Origin of the sequence: Streptomyces sp. NBC_00353 (assembly GCF_036108815.1) — a bacterium.
Classification (GTDB): domain Bacteria; phylum Actinomycetota; class Actinomycetes; order Streptomycetales; family Streptomycetaceae; genus Streptomyces.
The window spans coordinates 5,568,818-5,587,081 of sequence record NZ_CP107985.1 but is presented as its reverse complement, the minus strand read 5'-3'; the positions used below and the strand labels follow the sequence as shown (position 1 = coordinate 5,587,081).

Here is an 18,264-nt window from a genome sequence, read left to right as displayed (position 1 = left end):
CCGGTTCTTCTACCGGTTCTCTCTCGCCGGGGTCGGGGGAACCGGGGGCCGGACCCCCGGGGAGGCGCAGCCGGGCCTCGTCGTACTGGTCACTGTTGGTCACTGCCGGCCGGGTCACTCTGTGCAGGTGTGAGCCCACCTATGGTCACACGTCCAGTGTGACCGACCGTACTGACAGTCAGCCATCCTTCTTCGGCGGGCCGCCGCCGTCGGTACGTCTTCCCCCCGCGGCGAGTTCGAATTCGGCGCGCGGGTGTTCCAGTGAGCCGAGGGAGACGATCTCGCGTTTGAAGAGTCCCGCGAGGGTCCATTCGGCAAGGACGCGGGCCTTCCGGTTGAACGTGGGCACCCGGCTGAGGTGGTACGTACGGTGCATCAGCCAGGCCGGATAGCCCTTGAGCTTGCGCCCGTAGACATGGGCGACGCCCTTGTGGAGGCCGAGCGAGGCGACGGAGCCCGCGTAGCTGTGCCGGTACTCCTTGAGCGGTTCGCCGCTGATCGCCGCGAGGATGTTCTCGGCGAGGACCTTGGCCTGACGCACCGCGTGCTGCGCGTTGGGAGCGGTCTCCTTGCCCGGTTCTTCCGCGGTCAGATCGGGAACGGCCGCGGCGTCCCCGGCGGCCCAGGCGTGTTCGGCGCCTTCCACGGTGAGTTGCGCCGTGCACTTGAGCCTGCCGCGTTCGTCGGTCGGCAGATCTGTGGCGGCAAGGATCGGGGCGGGCTTGACGCCCGCCGTCCACACGAGCGTGCGGGTCGGGAAGCGGGAGCCGTCGCTGAGGACGGCGACCCGGTCCTCGCAGGAGTCCAGCCGGGTGTCGAGGCGTACGTCGATGTTGCGGCCACGCAGCTCCCGGATGGCGTACGTGCCCATCGCGTCACCGACTTCGGGAAGGATGCGGTCCGAGGCCTCGACGAGGATCCATTTCAGGTCCTCGGCCTTGATGTTGTGGTAGTAGCGGGCGGTGTAGCGGGCCATGTCCTCGAGCTCGGCGAGCGCCTCGACGCCCGCGTAGCCGCCGCCGACGAAGACAAAGGTCAGGGCGGCGTCGCGGATGGCCGGGTCGCGGGTGGCGGAGGCGATGTCCATCTGCTCGATGACGTGGTTGCGCAGGCCGATGGCCTCCTCGATGGTCTTGAAGCCGATGCCGTGGTCGGCGAGGCCGGGGACGGGGAGGGTGCGCGAGACGGAACCGGGCGCGATGACGATCTCGTCGTACGGGATCTCTACGGCGCCCGTGCCGTCCTCACCGCTGGCGAGGGTGGTGACGGTCGCGGTGCGCTTGGCGTGGTCGATCTGCTGCGCCTCGCCGATGACGATGGTGCAGTGCGCCAGGACGCGACGGAGCGGCACCACGACATGGCGCGGCGAGATCGAGCCGGCTGCGGCTTCGGGCAGGAACGGCTGATACGTCATATAGGGCTCGGGCGTGACGACGACGATCTCGGTCTCGCCGGACTTGAGTCTCTGCTTCAGCTTCCGCTGGAGACGCAGCGCTGTGTACATCCCGACGTAGCCGCCGCCGATGACGAGAATGCGCTCACCCGGCGGCGGGCCGGGGGGTGTCCCCCGGGAATCTGAAGCCATCACCTCCCCATGACGCATCGTGCTCCGATATTTGTCCACAGCCTCGGCAAATTGTGTGACCGGAGGTTTTCCAGGGACCGGTGTCGTCGATCCCTGCGGGTGCACGGAAGGCGCGCAGGTCAGACGTTGCAGCGGGGGTGGCGGGGTGGGGCGGAAACAGGAACCAACCGGTCCTTGCTCCGATCGGGGGGCGCTCCGTGCGGAACTACCCCCTTCTGAATTGACCCGGGCTCAACTATGTTCGTATGTCGTCGGGGTGTCGGGTTGGGATGATGATCCACTCCCCGGCTGACACGGCGGGAGTCTCCGGGGGGAGACGTCATAACCGGGGGAAAAGTTATGCACATTCAGGAATCGCATTGGCAGACTGCTGCTGTCTCGTCCGAAGGAAACGGACGAATCGGCACAGTGGGGACAGTCGGCTCGGTGGGTTCCGCCGGAGCCGGAACTGCGGTGGGAACCACGGTCGGGTCCGGCGGCGGCGCCCGCTCGGCGCCGCTGCGCGTGGACGCACAGCGCAATCTCGAGCATGTGCTGCGCGCCGCGCGCGAAGTGTTCGGCGAGCTGGGGTACGGGGCCCCGATGGAGGACGTGGCGCGCCGCGCCCGGGTCGGGGTCGGCACGGTGTACCGGCGGTTCCCGAGCAAGGACGTGCTGGTGCGGCGGATAGCCGAGGAGGAGACCTCCCGGCTGACCGACCAGGCGCGGGCCGCACTGGGGCAGGAGGACGAGCCGTGGTCGGCGCTCTCGCGCTTCCTGCGCACGTCCGTGTCCTCGGGCGCGGGTCGTCTGCTGCCGCCGCAGGTGCTGCGGGTCGGTGTCGATGTGGACGACTCGACCGTCGTCGGAGAGCCGGGAGCCGCACGCGGCGCGGCCCCGGGTCAGGGCTCCGGCTCCGGTGACGTCCGGGATGAGGCTCGGGTGCCTCACCAGCGGCAGGGAGTGGCGCAGGCCGACCTCCGGGTCGTCGGCCGGCGCTCCACCGACGAGGACGGGCTCGCGGACGACGACATGGGCGCGGCCGAACTGCTGGAGGTCGTGGGCCGGCTGGTCGACCGGGCACGGGCGGCGGGTGAACTGCGCCGCGATGTGACAGTGGCGGACGTGCTGCTCGTCATCGCCACGGCGGCACCCTCGCTGCCGGATGCGGCTCAGCAGGCCGCCGCTTCGGCCCGGCTGCTGGACATCCTGCTGGAGGGGCTGCGCTCACGCCCGGCGTGAGCGGGCTGTTCGGGCTGTTCGAGCGGGGCCGTCGGCTCGGTGCGTGCTCCGGCGGACCGAGTGCCTGCTCCGGCACGATCCGTGCGTCCACCGGGCGGCCTTCTGTGCGCCCGGGGTCTTCGCCGCTGTGAGGGTGGCGTCTCGGGCGGGTGAGGGTGGTGTGGGGAGTCGGTGCGACCCGTGTGTGCGGGGTCGCGCTCGACGACTCACCTGCCTCTCGGACGCGTTGTTCCTTCCCTGTTCGAGTGGCTGTTAGTGCTCGCTTTCGGGAAAACGCCCCGGATGAGTGGTTGCCGGAACTGAACGACCGTCGTCATTGCGCCATGTGACACTCTTGCCCGGTGTTCGGGTCCGAAGGCGCATACGGGGGCTTCCGCGATGAGCGGTGACGGGCAGCAGGAAGAGTCGCTCGACAGCATCTCGACCGTGGGCGGTGGCACGGAGGCCGGCGGGACGTCCGCCCGGCAGGTGCCGAGTCAGGCCGGCCCCGGGCGGTCGGGCGACGACGCCGAAGGCGGCAATGTGCTGCCCGGCCCCCGGCCGCCCGCGCCCGGCGGCAGCGGGCCGGTGGAGCCGGAGGGCGGGATCGGAGCCGAAGCCGCCGTACCGATGCAGCGAGCGGGCGGCAGCGGTTCCGGCACCGCCGCACTCGCCCCCTCCGACGCTCAGTTGATCCTGCAGATGCGGGGCGGCGACGATCTCGCGTACGAGGAGCTGTTCCGGCGCCACTCGGGCAGTGTGCGTCGTTACGCGCGGAGCTGCTGCCGGGACGCCCACACCGCCGACGACCTGACGGCCGAGGTCTTCGCCCGCACCCTGCAGGCGGTTCGGGGCGGCAAGGGGCCCGAGGAAGCCGTACGTGCGTATCTGATGACGGCCGTCCGGCATGTCGCAGCCGCTTGGACAAAGACGGCGAAACGGGAGCAACTGGTCGACGACTTCGCTGTGTTCGCCGCGCAGGCGGCCGGCTTCTCCGAGGTGTCGGACGCGGACACGCTGGATCTGGGCGCCGACGTCCTGGCGATGCACGAGGCCGAGCAGTCGATGGCCATGAAGGCGTTCCGCAGTCTGCCGGAACGCTGGCAGGCGGTGCTGTGGCACACCACCGTCGAGGAGGAGTCGCCGAGCGAGATCGCGCCGCTGTTCGGGCTCACCGCCAACGCCACTGCGGTGCTGGCCAGCCGGGCCCGCGAAGGGCTGAAGCAGGCATATCTGCAGGCGCATGTGAGCCAGTCGCTCACTTCCGGCGGCGACTGTGCCCGCTACGCGGACCGGCTCGGCGCGTATGCCCGGGGCGGACTGCGGATCCGGGCCGAGCGCGGGCTGCGCAAGCATCTGGACGAGTGCGCGAAGTGCCGGGTCGCCGCGGGCGAACTGGCACATGTCAACGCCGGGATTCCGGCACTGCTTCCGGTCGCGGTCATCGGCTGGTTCGCCGCCGGGTACGCGCTCAAGACCGCCGGGATCGTGGCGGGTGGCGCCGCGGGTGCGGCAGGTGCGGGTGCCGCCGCGGCGACGACGGGCGGAAGTTCGTCCGGCGGCTCGGCCGGTGGCGCGGCGGCCTCGGAAGGCCTGGGTGCGCCGGTCAAGGCCGGGATCGCGGCAGCGGTGGCCGTCGCGACCGCGGCCGGCCTGGTGTGGGCGCTGGCCGGTGGCGAGTCGCCGAAGCCGGAGGCCAGGCCTGTGGCCAGGCCGCCGGTGGTGGCGCCCGCGGTGCCGTCGCCCCCACCTTCGAAGCCGACACCCACGCCCGAGCCGCCGAGCACTCCCGTCCTGCCGGCCACTGCGCCGACCGGGTCCCCGCAGCCTCCGACGCCTGCGCCCACGCCTACCCGCACACCTACGCCGAAGCCCAAGCCGAAGCCCCCGGTCCCCGCACCGCCGAAGCCCGAGCCGTCCGCGACGGCCACTCCTGCCCCGCCACCGCCGCCCGCGCCGCCGACCGTCTACCGGGTCAGCGAGTTGCGCTACTCCGTCCTCGGCGACCACACCGAGCCTGAGATTGTGACGGGCGAGAGCAGCTGGGTCTGGAAGCGCTCCGGTATGTCCATCGGCGGTACGTGGTACGCGCACGGGGTGACCGTGCAGAGCAGGTCCTCAGTCACCATCGAGCTGAACCGGCCGTGCAGCCGTTACGAAGCGATGGTCGGCGTCGACGATCTGGCACTGGGGCTCGGCTCGGTGCGCTTCTCCGTGTTCGACGGTGACGGGGCACGGCTGTGGCGTTCCCCGGTGTTGAACGGCAACCATCCGCCCGTGCCGGTGAACCTCGGTATCGCGGGGCAGCAGCGGATCCGGCTCGTCGTCGAACCGCACACGCCGTTCGACGGGGCGGCGCCGGCCGACTGGGCGGAGTCGAGAATCAGCTGCGGCTGAGGCGCGGCCGTTCGGGGCCGGGCGGCAGGTGACGGCGCCGGCGGCCGGCTGTCAGCGTTGCAGGGTGCGTCGCGCCGGTGCCACCCCGCCCGCCACCGCGCGCTGTCGGGGCGCCGCCGTGCCTGTCCAGCAGGTGCCGCGGCGCGAGACGAGGCGGCGGAGCCAGAGTTCCGTGGCCGCCAGGTCGGCGAGGCCGTCCAGGGGCAGCGGTTCGCCCTCGGAGGCCGCGCGCAGTGCCTTCCGCACGACCCGGGCCTCGATCAGGCCCGCGTCGGCGAGCAGCGGGGCGTCGAAGAGCGCGATCAGGTCGGGGAGCGCGGTGCGCAGGCCGGTGCGGCTGACCGCGGTCGAGGTGGCCTGGGAGGGGGTGCCCCAGCCCGGCGGCAGTTCATGGATGCCCGCACCGGCGAGGACCCGGCGCAGGATCGCGGCGCGGGCGCCGGGCTGGACCCGCAGCGATTCGGGCAGGGCACGGGCGGCGCGCACCACCTGATTGTCGAGGAACGGGGCGTGCAGCCGCTGGCTGCGGATCTCGGCGGCCTGCTCCAGGATCCGGTGGTCGGCGGCGTGCCGGGCGAGCGCGGCCCGGGCGCGCGCCTCACCGGGGCGCTGCACGGAGGTGGGGCGGATCGCCGCCTCCTGCAGACGAACCGAGACCTCGGCGAGCGCCTCCCCCGTCAGCCAGCGTGCGGCCGGGCCGGGCCGCGACCAGGTGAGCGCGGCGAGCGAGGCGTCGGCGGGGGTGTCGAGGCCGGGGGTGTGGCGATTGGCGTCCGGGAGCCGGTCGGCCGCCGCTTCGAGGCCGGTGCGGTACGACGTACGGGCCAGGCGGCGCGCGGCGCGGTAGACGGTCAGCGGGACGAACAACGAGTGCGCCGACGGCCGTTCGGCTCTGGCCAGGGCTGCGACCGGGCGCAGGAGGTGGCGTCGGCGCCGATCCATCAGGAGGTCGGCGAGGCGGGCCGGGTGGGCGTCGAGGACCTGCCGGGCGCCGTCACCGACGAGATGGTCGGCGCTGCCCGCGGCGAGCCGGCGGCGGTGGCGTTCGGCGACGACGAGGGATGCGGCCGGTTCGTCGGTGAGCGGGCCGCTGCCCAGATCGGCGTAGGGCAGGGCCTCCTCGCCGGCGGCGACGACGATGTGGTGCAGGCGCGGGTTGGCGGCGATGACCGCGGCGCGTTCGAGTTCGTCCTCGTGGTCGCGGGTGGTGAGGTCGTTGAAGGTGACGGCGAGCAGCCGCTCGCCCGCTCCCGTGCCGTGGCCGAGGAGCGTGCCGGGCAGCCCCGGCAGCCCCGCGGCGAGCAGGGCAAGGGTGGCGGAGGCGCTGCCGCCGGAGAGGTCGGCGCCGATGCCGGGGACGGGTGCGCCACGGGCGGCGCGGCGTTCGGCAGGGCCCATGCCGGGGACCGGGCCCGGGTCGGGCGGCAGGGTCTCGGGGGCGTGGCGCGGGGCCGTGAGCCTGGCGCGTACCGCTTCGACCAGCGCATCGCGCACCCCGTCCACGGCGCTCACCGGGTCGAGTTGGGGCGCCGCAACAGCGAGGGAGGCCACCGGTTCGTACCCGGTGATCTCGCGCGAGCCCTCGCGGAGGATGAGCGCGTGCCCCGGCGGGATGCGTTTCACACCCACGTACGGAGTGCCGTCGCGCAGCGCCTCCGGTGTCTCGGGGCAGGCGAGCAGCGCGGCCAGGTGGCCGATGTCCAGCTGTGCCTCGATCAGGTCGGCGAGCGGGAGTGCGGCGGTCGCGTACGCCGTGCCGCCGGCCCAAGGTGTGTAGAAGACCGGGCGGGCTCCGGCGAGGTCCCCGACGACGGTGACCCGTCGGCCTATCTGGACGACGGCCGTGTAACTGCCCGCCCAGGCGGTGAGATGGCGCAGCGCGCCGCCGCGGGCGGCGAGGAGGCCGAGCCGGAGCTGTTCGTCGGTGGCGCCGCAGCAGCCGAGGACGGCGAGGCGGGCGGTGGGTGTGCCCTCGGCGGTCTCCAGGGTGCTGATCCGGATCTCGTCGGGCCGCCAGTCACCGACGGCCCAGAGCGGATCCGGGTCGCCCCACAGGAGCTGGGAGCCCACGGGGTGCACCGTGCGCCCCTCGTCACCCCCGCCGACCGCGCCGACCGTGCCGAAACTCGCGGCGATACTGCTCCACCCCACCAACCAACGCATCGCCGCCTCCACAGGCTGTGGACAAAACGGCGCGCCCGGAACATGCCGGGAGAACTGCGTGAGCATTCAGCGCCGTTGCGAACATGCTGCCACGACAACGGCGCGCAGGAGTGGCTACGGAGGGCGCACGTCGGAAGCGCATGCGCCCCTGGCAAAGGCCGGAGGGCAGATGGTGGGCGCCCGGTCTCGGCCGCGCGGACGGCGTGGCGGACTGCGGGGCAACGGACGCAAAGGTTCCGCGTGTTGCGTTCCCCGCCGCACCCGGACCGTACCGGCTGAAATCCGGCCACCCTCCGGTCCGCCCGTCAACAGCCCGTCGGGTGTCCGCGAATCGCTCGGCCCAACCCCGACCGACCGACGTCATTCGGCCATTCTCGGAGGGCGCATCGGCCGCTGGGCGCGAAGAGCGTCGCATGTAATACACCGTTATATTCCATTTTGGAGCAAGGCTGTCGGGCCGGATCCGCACCCACTGCGTACCGGCTCCTGCACCGGTTCCGCCACCGGCTCCCCCCGCCGGCCGCCCATCGGCTCCGCGCACGGTCCGGGAGGCGCGGTTCGCCTCCCGGACCGGTCCGCCGCCTGCGGGGAATGAGGCGGCAGTGTCCCCCAGCCCACTGAGTCCAGTGCAGTGGGCCGACCCACGCAGCACCCATGGAAGCGCTCCCTCGACGGCCGGACAACAGCGCACGGCCGGGCGCACGGCCACACGGCAGGAGCACGAGGGAGCTAGCCCCCGCGGGGCCCGGAGCGGCATTCCGGCAGGTCCGGCAGGGCGACCGGATCGTCACGGCGGGCTCGCTCCCCGCCCGCCTCGCGTCCACCGGCCGTCCGCCTCACGCTCCCCTCCCGCCCCTCGGGCCCTCCCGCCTCCCCTCCGTCCCGCCGCGCTCCCTCCACCGTCCGTCCGCGACCGTCCGCACGGGCAACAATCCCGCCATACGGACGTCTGCCCCTTAACGGTAGGGATGCGGCGAACTACGCTGGGTTCACTGAGGTTCTCGGCAGGAGGCATATCCCTCGGGGCTCGGCCACATGCCTGTGCGGCCGGAGTGCCGGGGTCCGTCCCTGGGGAGGACACGGTACGAATGCCGCGCGCCTCGACGGGTGACGCGGCGGCCGTCTGTGTGTCGAGGGGTGGCGCATGTCCAGGGAGCAACGCGGGCCGAACGAGAAGCTCGGAACCGTTCTCGCCCTCGCGGGAATCAGCAACGCCGGGCTCGCCCGGCGGGTCAACGACCTCGGGGCGCAGCGCGGCCTGACACTTCGCTACGACAAGACCTCGGTGGCGAGATGGGTCTCCAAGGGCATGGTGCCGCAGGGCGCCGCGCCCCATCTCATCGCCGCGGCGATCGGCGCCAAACTCGGCCGCCCGGTCCCGCTGCACGAGATCGGGCTCGCGGACGCCGATCCGGCGCCGGAGGTCGGTCTTGCCTTCCCGCGCGATGTGGGTGAGGCGGTGCGTTCGGCAACCGAGTTGTACCGGCTGGATCTGGCCGGGCGGCGGGCGGGCGGCGGCGGGATCTGGCAGTCGCTGGCGGGCTCGTTCTCGGTCAGCGCGTACGCGACACCCGCGTCCCGTTGGCTGATATCCCCCGCCGACGCGTCGGTGGCACGCGACTCGTCGGCCGCGGAGGCGGCGATCCTCGGCACGCAGAGTGCGCCGGCTGCACAGAGCGCTCCGAGTACGCCGGGCGCGCAACGGGGCGCATCAGCGGGCGCAGCACCGGGCGTTCCGAGCACGGAGGGCGCGCCTGGCGCTCCGAGTGCTCCCGCCCTTCCCGTACAGCCGGGGCCCGACTCCGTGAACGACATCTCGCCGCTCCGGGTCGGCCACAGCGACGTGACCAAGCTCCGCGAGGCGGCCCAGGACGCCCGCCGCTGGGACTCCAAGTACGGCGGCGGCGACTGGCGCTCCTCCATGGTCCCGGAGTGCTTACGGGTGGACGCGGCGCCGCTGCTCCTCGGTTCGTACAGCGACGAGGTGGGCCGGGCACTATTCGGCGCTGCCGCCGAACTGACCAGACTCGCCGGGTGGATGGCATTCGACACCGGCCAGCAGGAAGCCGCGCAGCGGTACTACATCCAGGCGCTGCGGCTGGCCCGGGCCGCCGCCGACGTACCGCTCGGCGGCTATGTCCTCGCCTCGATGTCGCTGCAGGCGACCTACCGCGGCTTCGCCGACGAGGGGGTCGACCTCGCGCAGGCCGCTGTCGAACGCAACCGCGGGCTCGCCACCGCCCGCACCATGAGTTTCTTCCGTCTTGTCGAGGCGCGGGCCCACGCGAAGGCGAGCGACGCAGCGGCCGCAGGGGCGGCGCTCAAGGCCGCCGAGAGCTGGCTGGAGCGTTCCCGGGACGGCGACGCCGACCCGTCGTGGCTGGGCTTCTACTCGTACGACAGGTTCGCCGCCGACGCCGCGGAGTGCTACCGCGACCTGAAGGCGCCCCGGCAGGTACGGCGCTTCACCGAACAGGCGCTGTCCCGGCCGACCGAGGAGTTCGTCCGCTCGCACGGGCTGCGACTGGTGGTCTCGGCGGTCGCCGAACTGGAGTCGGGCAACCTCGACGCGGCGTGCGCGGCGGGCACCCGGGCGGTGGAGGTGGCGGGCCGCATCTCATCGGCGCGCACGACCGAGTACGTACGGGACCTGCTGCATCGCCTCGAACCGTACGGGGACGAGCCGCGCGTCGCCGAGCTGCGTGAGCGGGCGCGACCGCTGCTGGTGGCGCCCGCGTAGCAGCCTCCCCCGGGCGAGGCCCGCCACCTCGGATGCCTGCGCGGAGTCCTCCGGGCGACGCACAGGCGGCCGCCGGCCGAAATCTCGGCGCCACGCTGGGCCCCGCTGGTTTGAGTGCGTTGTCAGTGGGTCAGTGCACTATCGGGGTGGGAGGTGGCGTGATGATGACGCACGCGGCGTACGACTGCGATGTGCTGGTGATCGGCGGCGGGATCGTCGGCCTGTCGACGGCGTATGCGATCACGCGGACCGCTCCGGGCACGCGGGTCACGGTGCTGGAGAAGGAGTGGGGCCCGGCGCGCCATCAGACGGGGCGCAACAGCGGAGTGATCCACAGCGGTATCTACTACCGCCCGGGCTCGCTGAAGGCCCGCTATGCGGTGCGCGGCGCCGCGGAGATGATCGACTTCTGTGCGGAACACAGCATCCCGCATGCGGTGACCGGCAAGCTGATCGTCGCGACCGAGCGGTCCGAGCTGCCCCGGCTGCACGCGCTGGTGCAGCGCGGCCGCAATCACGGGCTGCCGGTGCGGGAGCTGGGACCTGCGCAGATCGCGGAGTACGAGCCGCAGGTGCGCGGGCTCGCGGCGATCCGGGTCGGGACGACCGGGGTCTGCGACTTCAAAGCGGTCACCGAGCGGTTCGCGGCCGAGGTGCGTGGCGCGGGCGGGCTGATCCGGTTCGGGGCGGAGGTCACGGCGATCGACCGCCGCCCCTGGGGTGTGGCGGTGCGGACGGCGGACGGACGGGTGGTGCGGGCCCGGGTCCTGGTCAACTGCGCGGGGCTGCAGTGCGACCGGGTGGCGCTCCTCGCGGGCGACGACCCGGGCATGCGGATCGTGCCCTTCCGCGGGGAGTACTACGAGCTGGCCAGGCCGGAACTGGTGCGCGGGCTGGTCTACCCGGTCCCCGACCCTGCCTTCCCGTTCCTCGGGGTGCATCTGACCCGGGGCCACGACGGCAGCGTCCACGTCGGGCCGAACGCGGTGCCGGCGCTGGCCCGCGAGGGGTACGGCTGGCCGGTCGTACGCCCGAACGAGCTCTTGGACACGCTGGCCTGGCCCGGCTCCTGGCGGATCGCACGCAGGCACTGGCGGTACGGGGCGGGCGAGGTGCACCGTTCGCTGTCGAAGCGCGCGTTCACGGCGGCGGTGCGGCGGCTGCTGCCCGAGGTCACCGAGGACGATCTGCGTCCCGCCGCGGCCGGTGTCAGGGCCCAGGCGGTGCTGCGCGACGGCACGCTGGTGGACGACTTCCTGATCCGCGAGGCCCCGCACACCGTGCACGTACTGAACGCTCCGTCGCCCGCCGCCACGGCCTCGCTGCCCATCGGGCAGGAGGTGGCACGCAGGGCGCTGCTCCGGGCACGCGGGACGGGATGGAAGCCGCCCGCCGTAGAATCGGGGCATTGTGTCTGAGTCCTTGAATCCCGCCCCCGAGACCGACGAGTCCCACGATCTGCGTGCCGCCGCCTTCGAGCGGCAGCGCAGGCTGCGTCAGGAGCCGCGCTTCCCCGGCGGGCCCGCCGCCGATCCGGCCGGCTCGCACCACGAGCGCCGGATCCGCAGTTTCCAGCCGCGCCGCAGCCGTGTCACACCCGGCCAGGAGGACGCTCTGCAGCGCCTCTGGCCGAAGTGGGGTCTGGACATCGACGGGCAGTCGGTCCTCGACCTGCCGGAGCTTTTCGACGGGCTCCCGGTCGTGCTGGAGATCGGCTTCGGGATGGGTGAGGCCACCGCCCGGATGGCGGCCGACGACCCGGGCACCGGCATACTCGCCGTCGATGTGCACACCCCGGGCCAGGGCAACCTGCTCGGTCTCGCGGACCGGAACGGACTGTCCAACATCCGGGTGGCCAACGGCGACGCGATCATCCTGCTGCGCGAGATGCTGCCGCCGGACTCGCTCGACGGGCTGCGGGTGTACTTCCCCGACCCGTGGCCCAAGAAGCGCCACCACAAGCGGCGGCTGATCCAGCTCGAGTTCCTCGATCTGGTGGCGCAGCGGCTGAAGCCGGGGGCCGTGCTGCACTGTGCGACCGACTGGGAACCGTACGCCGAGCAGATGCTGGAAGTGCTGACCGCGCATCCCCGCTTCGAGAACACCCGGGCGGACGGCGGCTACGCACCGCGGCCCGCGTTCCGGCCGCTGACCCGGTTCGAGGGACAGGGCCTGGACAAGGGCCATGTCGTGCACGACCTGCTGTTCGCCCGCCGCTGAGCCGTGAGCCGCTGAGCTGCTGATTTGCTGACGGATCGGTACACATCCCCCGTCGCCCCATGGTCAGTTGTCAGTCCCTCTCGTTAGGGTCATCGGGTGTCCGACGGGTCTGTGCAGCAGCAACAGTCGCAGCCGGCCGTCCCGCTTCTCCAGGAGCAGCGGGTCGGCGAGATCCTGGCGGCCGTACCGGAGCGGGGCCAGTGGCGCTACCGGCCGCGCCGGGTCGGCCTGGTCTGGCGGAGCAAGACGTTCCGTGTCGGCGCGGTCTTCACCGTGCTGGCTCTCTGCGGGCTGGTGATCCTCGCGCTGGTCCGCGATCAGACGGGTACGGAGGGGTTCCTGGTCGGTCTGGGCCTCGCGGTACTGCCCGTACCGCTGCTGATGGCGGCGTTCCGCTGGCTGGACCGGGTCGAGCCGTGGACCTGGCGCAATCTCCTGTTCGCCTTCGCCTGGGGCGCGTGCGCCGCCGCCCTGATCGCGATCATCGCGAATTCGTTCGCGACCCGCTGGATCGCGACGGCCACCGCCGATCCGGCGAGCGCGGACACCCTCGGCGCCACGGTGATAGCACCGGTGGTCGAGGAGAGCGCGAAGGCCACGGCCGTCCTGCTGATCTTCCTCTTCCGAGGGCGCCACTTCAGCGGCATCCTCGACGGCGTCGTCATCGCGGGCTTCACCGCGACGGGCTTCGCCTTCACCGAGAACATCCTCTATCTGGGCAATGCCTTCGGCGAGGACCAGCAGATAGGCACCTCGGGCTTCGCGTCGGTGACGGCCGCGACGTTCTTCGTACGCGTCGTGATGACGCCGTTCGCGCATCCCCTCTTCACCGTGCTGACCGGCCTGGGTTTCGGATTCGCGGCGCTCTGCGCACGTCGCCACCGCCTCCGCCGGATCCTGCTGCCGCTGCTCGGGCTGATCCTCGCGATGGGCATGCACGCTCTGTGGAACGGCTCGGGGGCGTTCGTTCCGTACGGCTTCTACGTCGTGTACGGCGTGTTCATGGTCCCGGTCTTCGGGCTGGTCACCTGGCTGGTGATCTGGTCGCGCCAGCGGGAGCTGCGGACACTGGCCACCGAGCTGCCCGCCTATGCGGCAGCCGGCTGGCTCACCCCGGCGGAGCCGCTCGCGCTCTCCTCGATGCGGGCCCGCGGTATGGCCCGGGACATGGCGCGCCACCAGCACGCGAGTGCCCACGGAAGCGCGAGTGCCTACAGCACCTCGTACGGAGTGCCGTACACAAGCCCCGGCTACGGCTACCCCGCGCCCGGCCCGCCACCGGCCCACTCGCCGGCGTACGGCAGCAGCCGGGTCGTGGCGCAGGTCCGCAGTCATGCCAAGGCGCAGGCCAAGGCGCGCGGCAGAGCGGCCGCCCGTGCGGTCGCCGAGTACGAGTCGTTCGCGACGTCGCTGGCGTTCCTGCGCCGCCGGGCCCGCCGCGGGGCCGCGGACCCGGACTTCGTGGCGCGGGAGCTGGAGCTGCTGCACCATCTCTGGCAGCGCAGGGAGGTGGCCGGACCCGCGCTGACGTACGCGGCGCAGGCGACGGGCCGCCTGCGCCCCCGGTACATACCTGCGGGGCCGGCCCCGCACCCGCAGTACGGCGGCTACAGCCCGAACCCGTATCTGCCACCCCATGCCCAGCAGCCGTATGCCCGGCCGCCGTACGGCAGCGGCCCGCCTCCGCGCCCCTGGTGAGGGCTCAGGCGGATGCCTCGGTGAGCTCCGCCAGTTCCTGCTCGGTCAGTTGAAGGTCGGCCACGGCCACCAGGGCGGGCACCTGCTCGACCGTACGGGCGGAGGCGATCGGCGCGGCGACGGTCGGACGGGCGGCGAGCCAGGCCAGGGCGACGGTCGCGATCTCGGCGCTGCGCTCCTTGGCGACCTTGTCGAGTGCGGCCAGGACCTTCTGTCCGCGCTCCGACGCCAGGTGCTGGCCGGCCTTCTCGGCCCGCGCGCTCTCCACCGACGCGCCCGGGCGGTACTTGCCGGTGAGGAAGCCCGAGGCCAGGGCGAAGTACGGGACGGCGGCGAGACCGGCGCGGGCGGCCGTCTCCTGGAGCTCTCCCTCGTAGGTGTCGCGGGAGACGAGGTTGTAGTGCGGCTGCAGGGCGACGTAACGGGCGAGCCCCTCGCGCTCGGAGAAGTCCAGGGACGCCTGGAGCCGCTCCGGGCTGATGTTGGAGGCGGCGATCTCGCGCACCTTGCCCTCCTTCACCAGCTGGTCGAGGGCGGTGACGATCTCCTCGACCGGAACGGTCTCGTCGTCGAAGTGCGTGTAGTAGAGGTCGATGTGGTCGGTGCCCAGCCGGCGCAGCGACTCCTCGGCCGCGGCCTTGATGGTGGCGGCGGAGAGCCCCTTGTACGCGGGGTGGGCGCCGACCTTGGTGGCGACGACGATGTCGGAACGGTTGGCGCGTGCGGCGAGCCACTTGCCGATGACCGTCTCCGACTCGCCGCCCTCGTTGCCGGGGATCCACGCGGAGTACGCGTCGGCGGTGTCCAGGAAGTTGCCGCCCGCCGCGACGTACGCGTCGAGTACGGCGAACGACTGCGCCTCGTCGGCGGTCCAGCCGAAGACGTTGCCACCGAGCGCGAGCGGGAAGACCTGGAGGTCGGAAGAGCCGAGCTTACGAAGAGAAGTCATAAATGGATCAACGGACTCCGCCGCGCCCGCTATTCCGTACCGGGGGGTCCACACGGGTATCCGCACCGGCGTCGCAAGGACCGGGATATGAACAGACCGGCAGCCCTGACGTCGGGGGGTGAGCGTCAGGACTGCCGGGTTCGAGGGGCCGGAGAACCGGCGCGGGCTCAGACGGTGAGGCCCTTGTCGCGCAGCCAGGTCATCGGGTCGATGCCCGTGCCGTCCGGGGTGTGGACCTCCAGGTGGAGGTGGGGTCCGGTCACGTTGCCGGTGGCTCCGACACGGCCGATGGTGTCACCGGTGGTGACCTTCTGGCCGACGCTGACGTCGATCGACGACTGGTGGCAGAACCACAGCTCCGTACCGTCCTCGAGCTCCAGGACCGTGCGGTAGCCGTACGAACCGGACCAGCCCGCCGACTTGATGGTGCCGCTGTGGACGGCCTTGATCGGCGTGCCGGTCGGCGCCGCGAAGTCGAGTCCGGTGTGGTAGCCGGAGGACCACATCGAACCGGCCTGGCCGAAGGTCGAGGTGATCGTGTACGAGGAGGTGGGGATGGCGTAGGAGGCGGCGAGCTTGGCAAGCCGTGCGGCCTCGGCCTTCGCCTTCGCCTCTTCCTCCGCCTTCTTCTTCTCGGCGGCGACCTTGGCCTCGGCGACGTCCTGCTTCGCCTTGGCCTCGGCGGCAGCCTTCTCCGCGGCAGCCTTCTCCTCAGCGGCCTTGGCCTCCGCGTCGGCGGCGTTCTGCTGCTGCTCGGCCTGCTGGAGGATGCGGGCGCGCAGCGCCTCGCCGGCGTCGGTGGTGCCCTGCTCGGCCTCGGCGGTGGTGATGCCGGCGCTGGTGAGCGGGGCGGTGGCAGCCGCGGACTTCGCCTGGTCGGTGGCGGACTCGTCGGAGAACAGGGCGCCCACGCCGGGAAGGGACTTGGCGTCGGGGAGGTTGTCCGCGAGGGAATCGGGAAGGGAGATGGAGACCGGCGGCTTGCTCTGCGCGGTGGCCATGCCACCCGCGCCCACGGCCGCGATGACGCCGACTCCGAGCACCGTGGAGCTGCGGGCCAGCCCGTTGCGCTGCTTGACGACGCGGTGCCTGCCGCGTACGGGGCGAACGGACTCCTCCGTGGGGTTCCATTCCTCCCACGTCCGTTCGGTCCCACCGAAACCGTCGGTCGCGAACTCAGTGGTGAACTCGGCGCCGAAATCGGTCCGCTGCTCGGTTCCGTACTCGGTCGTGAAGTCGGAGCCGAACCGGGAGGGGGCTTCGGGGGCAGGCTTGTTGGACGCCACGGGGGCGCACTCCTTTCCTTCCTTCTCGCCTACCGGGTTAGCTGACGGGTTCGGAGCAGGAAGGTCTCCTACGGATCCCTCTGCCTCTCACGAGACACAGGTGTCCGATTCACCCCATGTAGGTGGTTCCCCGGTTCCCTTGCGGAATTCGGCGCTCGCGCACGGTGCCGCCACTGACGACGGCTGGGACAACCGCGCTGCGTTATCGAACGTTAATAGACGGACGGGTCCGATTCCAAGCCGTTCCCACTGATCGTTAACGGCCTTGGCCTGGACTTTACGGGACACAATCGGGCGGAAACGGGCGAGTTGATCGCCACTCAGCCACCACCCGTTTTCTGACGTTGTATCAAATGTTATGCGGAGCGAGGCCCTTCGATTACGCACGGTGGCATCGCCCTGCAGAACCCCTTCACCGACTCAGCTCTTCCTCACTCGCGTCCCGGCCCACGATCTTCACAGTCCTGCGCCGCTTCGGCTGCCCCCGCGCGGGACGTGCGACCGCGAGCAGCGCCATGTCGTCGGTGGACCTGCCGCCGGTGTGCAGCCGTACGTCGTCGGCCAGCGCGGACAGCAGCTCCTCGGGCCCGGGAAAGATCCGCCCGCGCAGCCGGGCCGCCGGATCGTAGAAGTCCCCTTGGGTGTCGCGCGCCTCGGAGAGCCCGTCCGTGTACGTGAGGAGCGTCATCCCGGCGGCCAGCTCCCATACGTCGGCCCGGTCCGTCCACACCCCCAGGTCCATGCCGAGCGGCAGCGCGGGCACGGTCGGCGACAACACCTCCAGTGAGCCGTCGGGGTGGAGCAGCAGCGGTTCGGGGTGGCCGCGGTTGACGATCCGTACCTCGGCCGCACCGGGCGGGATCTCGGCGAGCACGGCGGTGACGAACCCCTCGACCGGATCGATCCCGCCCTGCCTCGCCCCCTCCCGCGCCAGCGCCCGCTCCAGCCTCCGAGCCACGCCCTCCAGCGAATCCTCCTGCTCGGCGGCCTCCCGGAACGCGCCGATGACCACCGCCACCGTCCCGACCGCTTCGAGCCCCTTGCCCCGCACGTCCCCGACCACGAGCCGTACCCCGTACGAGCTCTCCGCCACGGCGAACAGGTCACCGCCGACGAATTCGTCCGCCTGGGCCGCCTCGTACCGCGCGGCGACATGGAGCCCCCCGATCCGCTCGGACGGTGTCGGCAGCACGGCCCGCATGGCGGTCTCCGCGATGACCCGCGCCGAAGCCAGCTGCTCGTTGCTGCGCCGTACGACCCGGTTGATGACGACGGCAAGGACCGCGACCGTGAACACGGTGACGAGCTCGATGAACGGCACGACGTGCAGCAGACCGTCGCCGGGCAACCGCAGCGAGAGGATCGAGAAGACCGCGGCGAGGCCCGTAAGGACGGTGCTGGCCGGCGAGAAGAACGGTGCGGCGATCAGCGGAGCGGCCACGAACATCGGCACGGCGGTGAAGGGGGGTGGGCTGAGGTAGTCGAAGACGAACCCACCGACGATCATCAGAATCGGCAGCGCACGCACGAACCACCAGGCCCAGCCGCGCACCACGGCCCGCCCCCTGACCCGCCCCCCGCGCAGCTTCGTCGCCATCCCCACCTGTGGTCTCCTGCCCGGCGCGCCCTGTGCTGTCCTGGGCGGTGCGCCCTGTGGTCTCCTGCCCCGTGCACGCACGGCTGTCCCGACCTGCACGCGCACGGCTGCGGGCATGGGCCCGCTTCCCAGGCTTGCCGGAGCGGCGTCGCGCGGCGACTCCACATCGGCCGAAGGGGGGACGGAAAACACGAATCAGGCCCGGCACGCTTAATGCATGCCGGGCCTGATTCTTCAGTAGCGGGGACAGGATTTGAACCTGCGACCTCTGGGTTATGAGCCCAGCGAGCTACCGAGCTGCTCCACCCCGCGTCGGTAAACACAACTCTACGCCATCAGGAACGGACTGCTGACCACCAATGAAATGGCTGCCCGATCCAACGGCCCCGACGCCTTTCCCGCACCTTTCCCGCACCTGCCATGGGCAGG

Annotated in this window: 11 protein-coding genes, 1 tRNA gene and 1 riboswitch; of the genes, 6 read left to right on the top strand and 6 right to left on the bottom strand. The window is 71.9% G+C overall.

Annotated features, from left to right (window positions below):
- Nucleotides 1-178: 178 nt before the first annotated feature.
- Nucleotides 179-1,585: an NAD(P)/FAD-dependent oxidoreductase gene (locus tag OHA88_RS25290; RefSeq protein WP_328627175.1), complete on the bottom strand. Its 1,407-nt coding sequence runs from the start codon at nucleotides 1,583-1,585 to the stop codon at nucleotides 179-181.
- A gap of 339 nt (nucleotides 1,586-1,924) precedes the next feature.
- On the opposite strand from OHA88_RS25290, the gene OHA88_RS25285 reads away from it, so the two are divergent.
- Both OHA88_RS25285 and OHA88_RS25280 read left to right on the top strand, forming a co-directional pair.
- Complete coding sequence (locus OHA88_RS25285) at nucleotides 1,925-2,806, top strand: TetR/AcrR family transcriptional regulator (protein ID WP_328627174.1); 882 nt, start codon at nucleotides 1,925-1,927, stop codon at nucleotides 2,804-2,806.
- A gap of 378 nt (nucleotides 2,807-3,184) precedes the next feature.
- A complete protein-coding gene (locus tag OHA88_RS25280; RefSeq protein WP_328627173.1) occupies nucleotides 3,185-5,182 on the top strand; it encodes a sigma-70 family RNA polymerase sigma factor in 1,998 nt (665 codons plus the stop codon).
- Between the two features lie 51 nt (nucleotides 5,183-5,233).
- Here the strand turns inward: OHA88_RS25280 and OHA88_RS25275 are convergent, their stop codons facing one another.
- Nucleotides 5,234-7,345 (bottom strand): asparagine synthase-related protein, encoded by a 2,112-nt coding sequence (locus OHA88_RS25275; RefSeq protein ID WP_328627172.1) that lies wholly within the window; start codon nucleotides 7,343-7,345, stop codon nucleotides 5,234-5,236.
- 1,144 nt (nucleotides 7,346-8,489) lie between these two features.
- On the opposite strand from OHA88_RS25275, the gene OHA88_RS25270 reads away from it, so the two are divergent.
- The 4 genes from OHA88_RS25270 (at nucleotide 8,490) to OHA88_RS25255 (ending at nucleotide 14,003) form a co-directional block, all read left to right on the top strand.
- Nucleotides 8,490-10,085 (top strand): sporulation protein, encoded by a 1,596-nt coding sequence (locus OHA88_RS25270; RefSeq protein WP_328627171.1) that lies wholly within the window; start codon nucleotides 8,490-8,492, stop codon nucleotides 10,083-10,085.
- Between the two features lie 161 nt (nucleotides 10,086-10,246).
- On the top strand, nucleotides 10,247-11,503 hold the full coding sequence (lhgO, locus tag OHA88_RS25265) for an L-2-hydroxyglutarate oxidase (RefSeq protein ID WP_328627170.1): 1,257 nt from the start codon (nucleotides 10,247-10,249) through the stop codon (nucleotides 11,501-11,503).
- Complete coding sequence (gene trmB, locus OHA88_RS25260; RefSeq protein WP_328627169.1) at nucleotides 11,496-12,305, top strand: tRNA (guanosine(46)-N7)-methyltransferase TrmB; 810 nt, start codon at nucleotides 11,496-11,498, stop codon at nucleotides 12,303-12,305. Before lhgO ends, trmB begins: the two co-directional genes overlap by 8 nt.
- A 96-nt stretch (nucleotides 12,306-12,401) precedes the next feature.
- Nucleotides 12,402-14,003 carry a PrsW family intramembrane metalloprotease gene (locus tag OHA88_RS25255; RefSeq protein ID WP_328627168.1) on the top strand — a complete coding sequence of 534 codons (1,602 nt, stop codon included), beginning with the start codon at nucleotides 12,402-12,404 and terminating at the stop codon, nucleotides 14,001-14,003.
- Nucleotides 14,004-14,007: 4 nt separating this feature from the next.
- Here the strand turns inward: OHA88_RS25255 and OHA88_RS25250 are convergent, their stop codons facing one another.
- From OHA88_RS25250 to OHA88_RS25235, 4 genes are all read right to left on the bottom strand, one after another.
- Nucleotides 14,008-14,952 carry an aldo/keto reductase gene (locus OHA88_RS25250; protein ID WP_328627167.1) on the bottom strand — a complete coding sequence of 315 codons (945 nt, stop codon included), beginning with the start codon at nucleotides 14,950-14,952 and terminating at the stop codon, nucleotides 14,008-14,010.
- 167 nt (nucleotides 14,953-15,119) lie between these two features.
- A complete protein-coding gene (locus OHA88_RS25245) occupies nucleotides 15,120-16,238 on the bottom strand; it encodes a M23 family metallopeptidase (protein ID WP_328627166.1) in 1,119 nt (372 codons plus the stop codon).
- Nucleotides 16,239-16,249: 11 nt separating this feature from the next.
- Nucleotides 16,250-16,402: riboswitch (cyclic di-AMP (ydaO/yuaA leader) on the bottom strand.
- Nucleotides 16,403-16,650: 248 nt separating this feature from the next.
- Entirely contained in the window at nucleotides 16,651-17,835 is a 1,185-nt protein-coding gene (locus OHA88_RS25240; protein ID WP_328627165.1) for a PP2C family protein-serine/threonine phosphatase, read from the bottom strand.
- Between the two features lie 238 nt (nucleotides 17,836-18,073).
- A tRNA-Met gene (locus tag OHA88_RS25235) sits at nucleotides 18,074-18,147 on the bottom strand.
- Nucleotides 18,148-18,264: the final 117 nt, after the last annotated feature.

Coding starts and splice junctions, on each gene's coding strand:
- OHA88_RS25270 (WP_328627171.1), top strand. CDS start 8,490: ATGTCCAGGGAGCAACGCGGGCCGAACGAGAAGCTCGGAACCGTTCTC.
- OHA88_RS25290 (WP_328627175.1), bottom strand. CDS start 1,585: ATGGCTTCAGATTCCCGGGGGACACCCCCCGGCCCGCCGCCGGGTGAG.
- lhgO (WP_328627170.1), top strand. CDS start 10,247: ATGATGACGCACGCGGCGTACGACTGCGATGTGCTGGTGATCGGCGGC.
- OHA88_RS25280 (WP_328627173.1), top strand. CDS start 3,185: ATGAGCGGTGACGGGCAGCAGGAAGAGTCGCTCGACAGCATCTCGACC.
- OHA88_RS25250 (WP_328627167.1), bottom strand. CDS start 14,952: ATGACTTCTCTTCGTAAGCTCGGCTCTTCCGACCTCCAGGTCTTCCCG.
- OHA88_RS25285 (WP_328627174.1), top strand. CDS start 1,925: ATGCACATTCAGGAATCGCATTGGCAGACTGCTGCTGTCTCGTCCGAA.
- OHA88_RS25240 (WP_328627165.1), bottom strand. CDS start 17,835: ATGGCGACGAAGCTGCGCGGGGGGCGGGTCAGGGGGCGGGCCGTGGTG.
- OHA88_RS25275 (WP_328627172.1), bottom strand. CDS start 7,345: ATGCGTTGGTTGGTGGGGTGGAGCAGTATCGCCGCGAGTTTCGGCACG.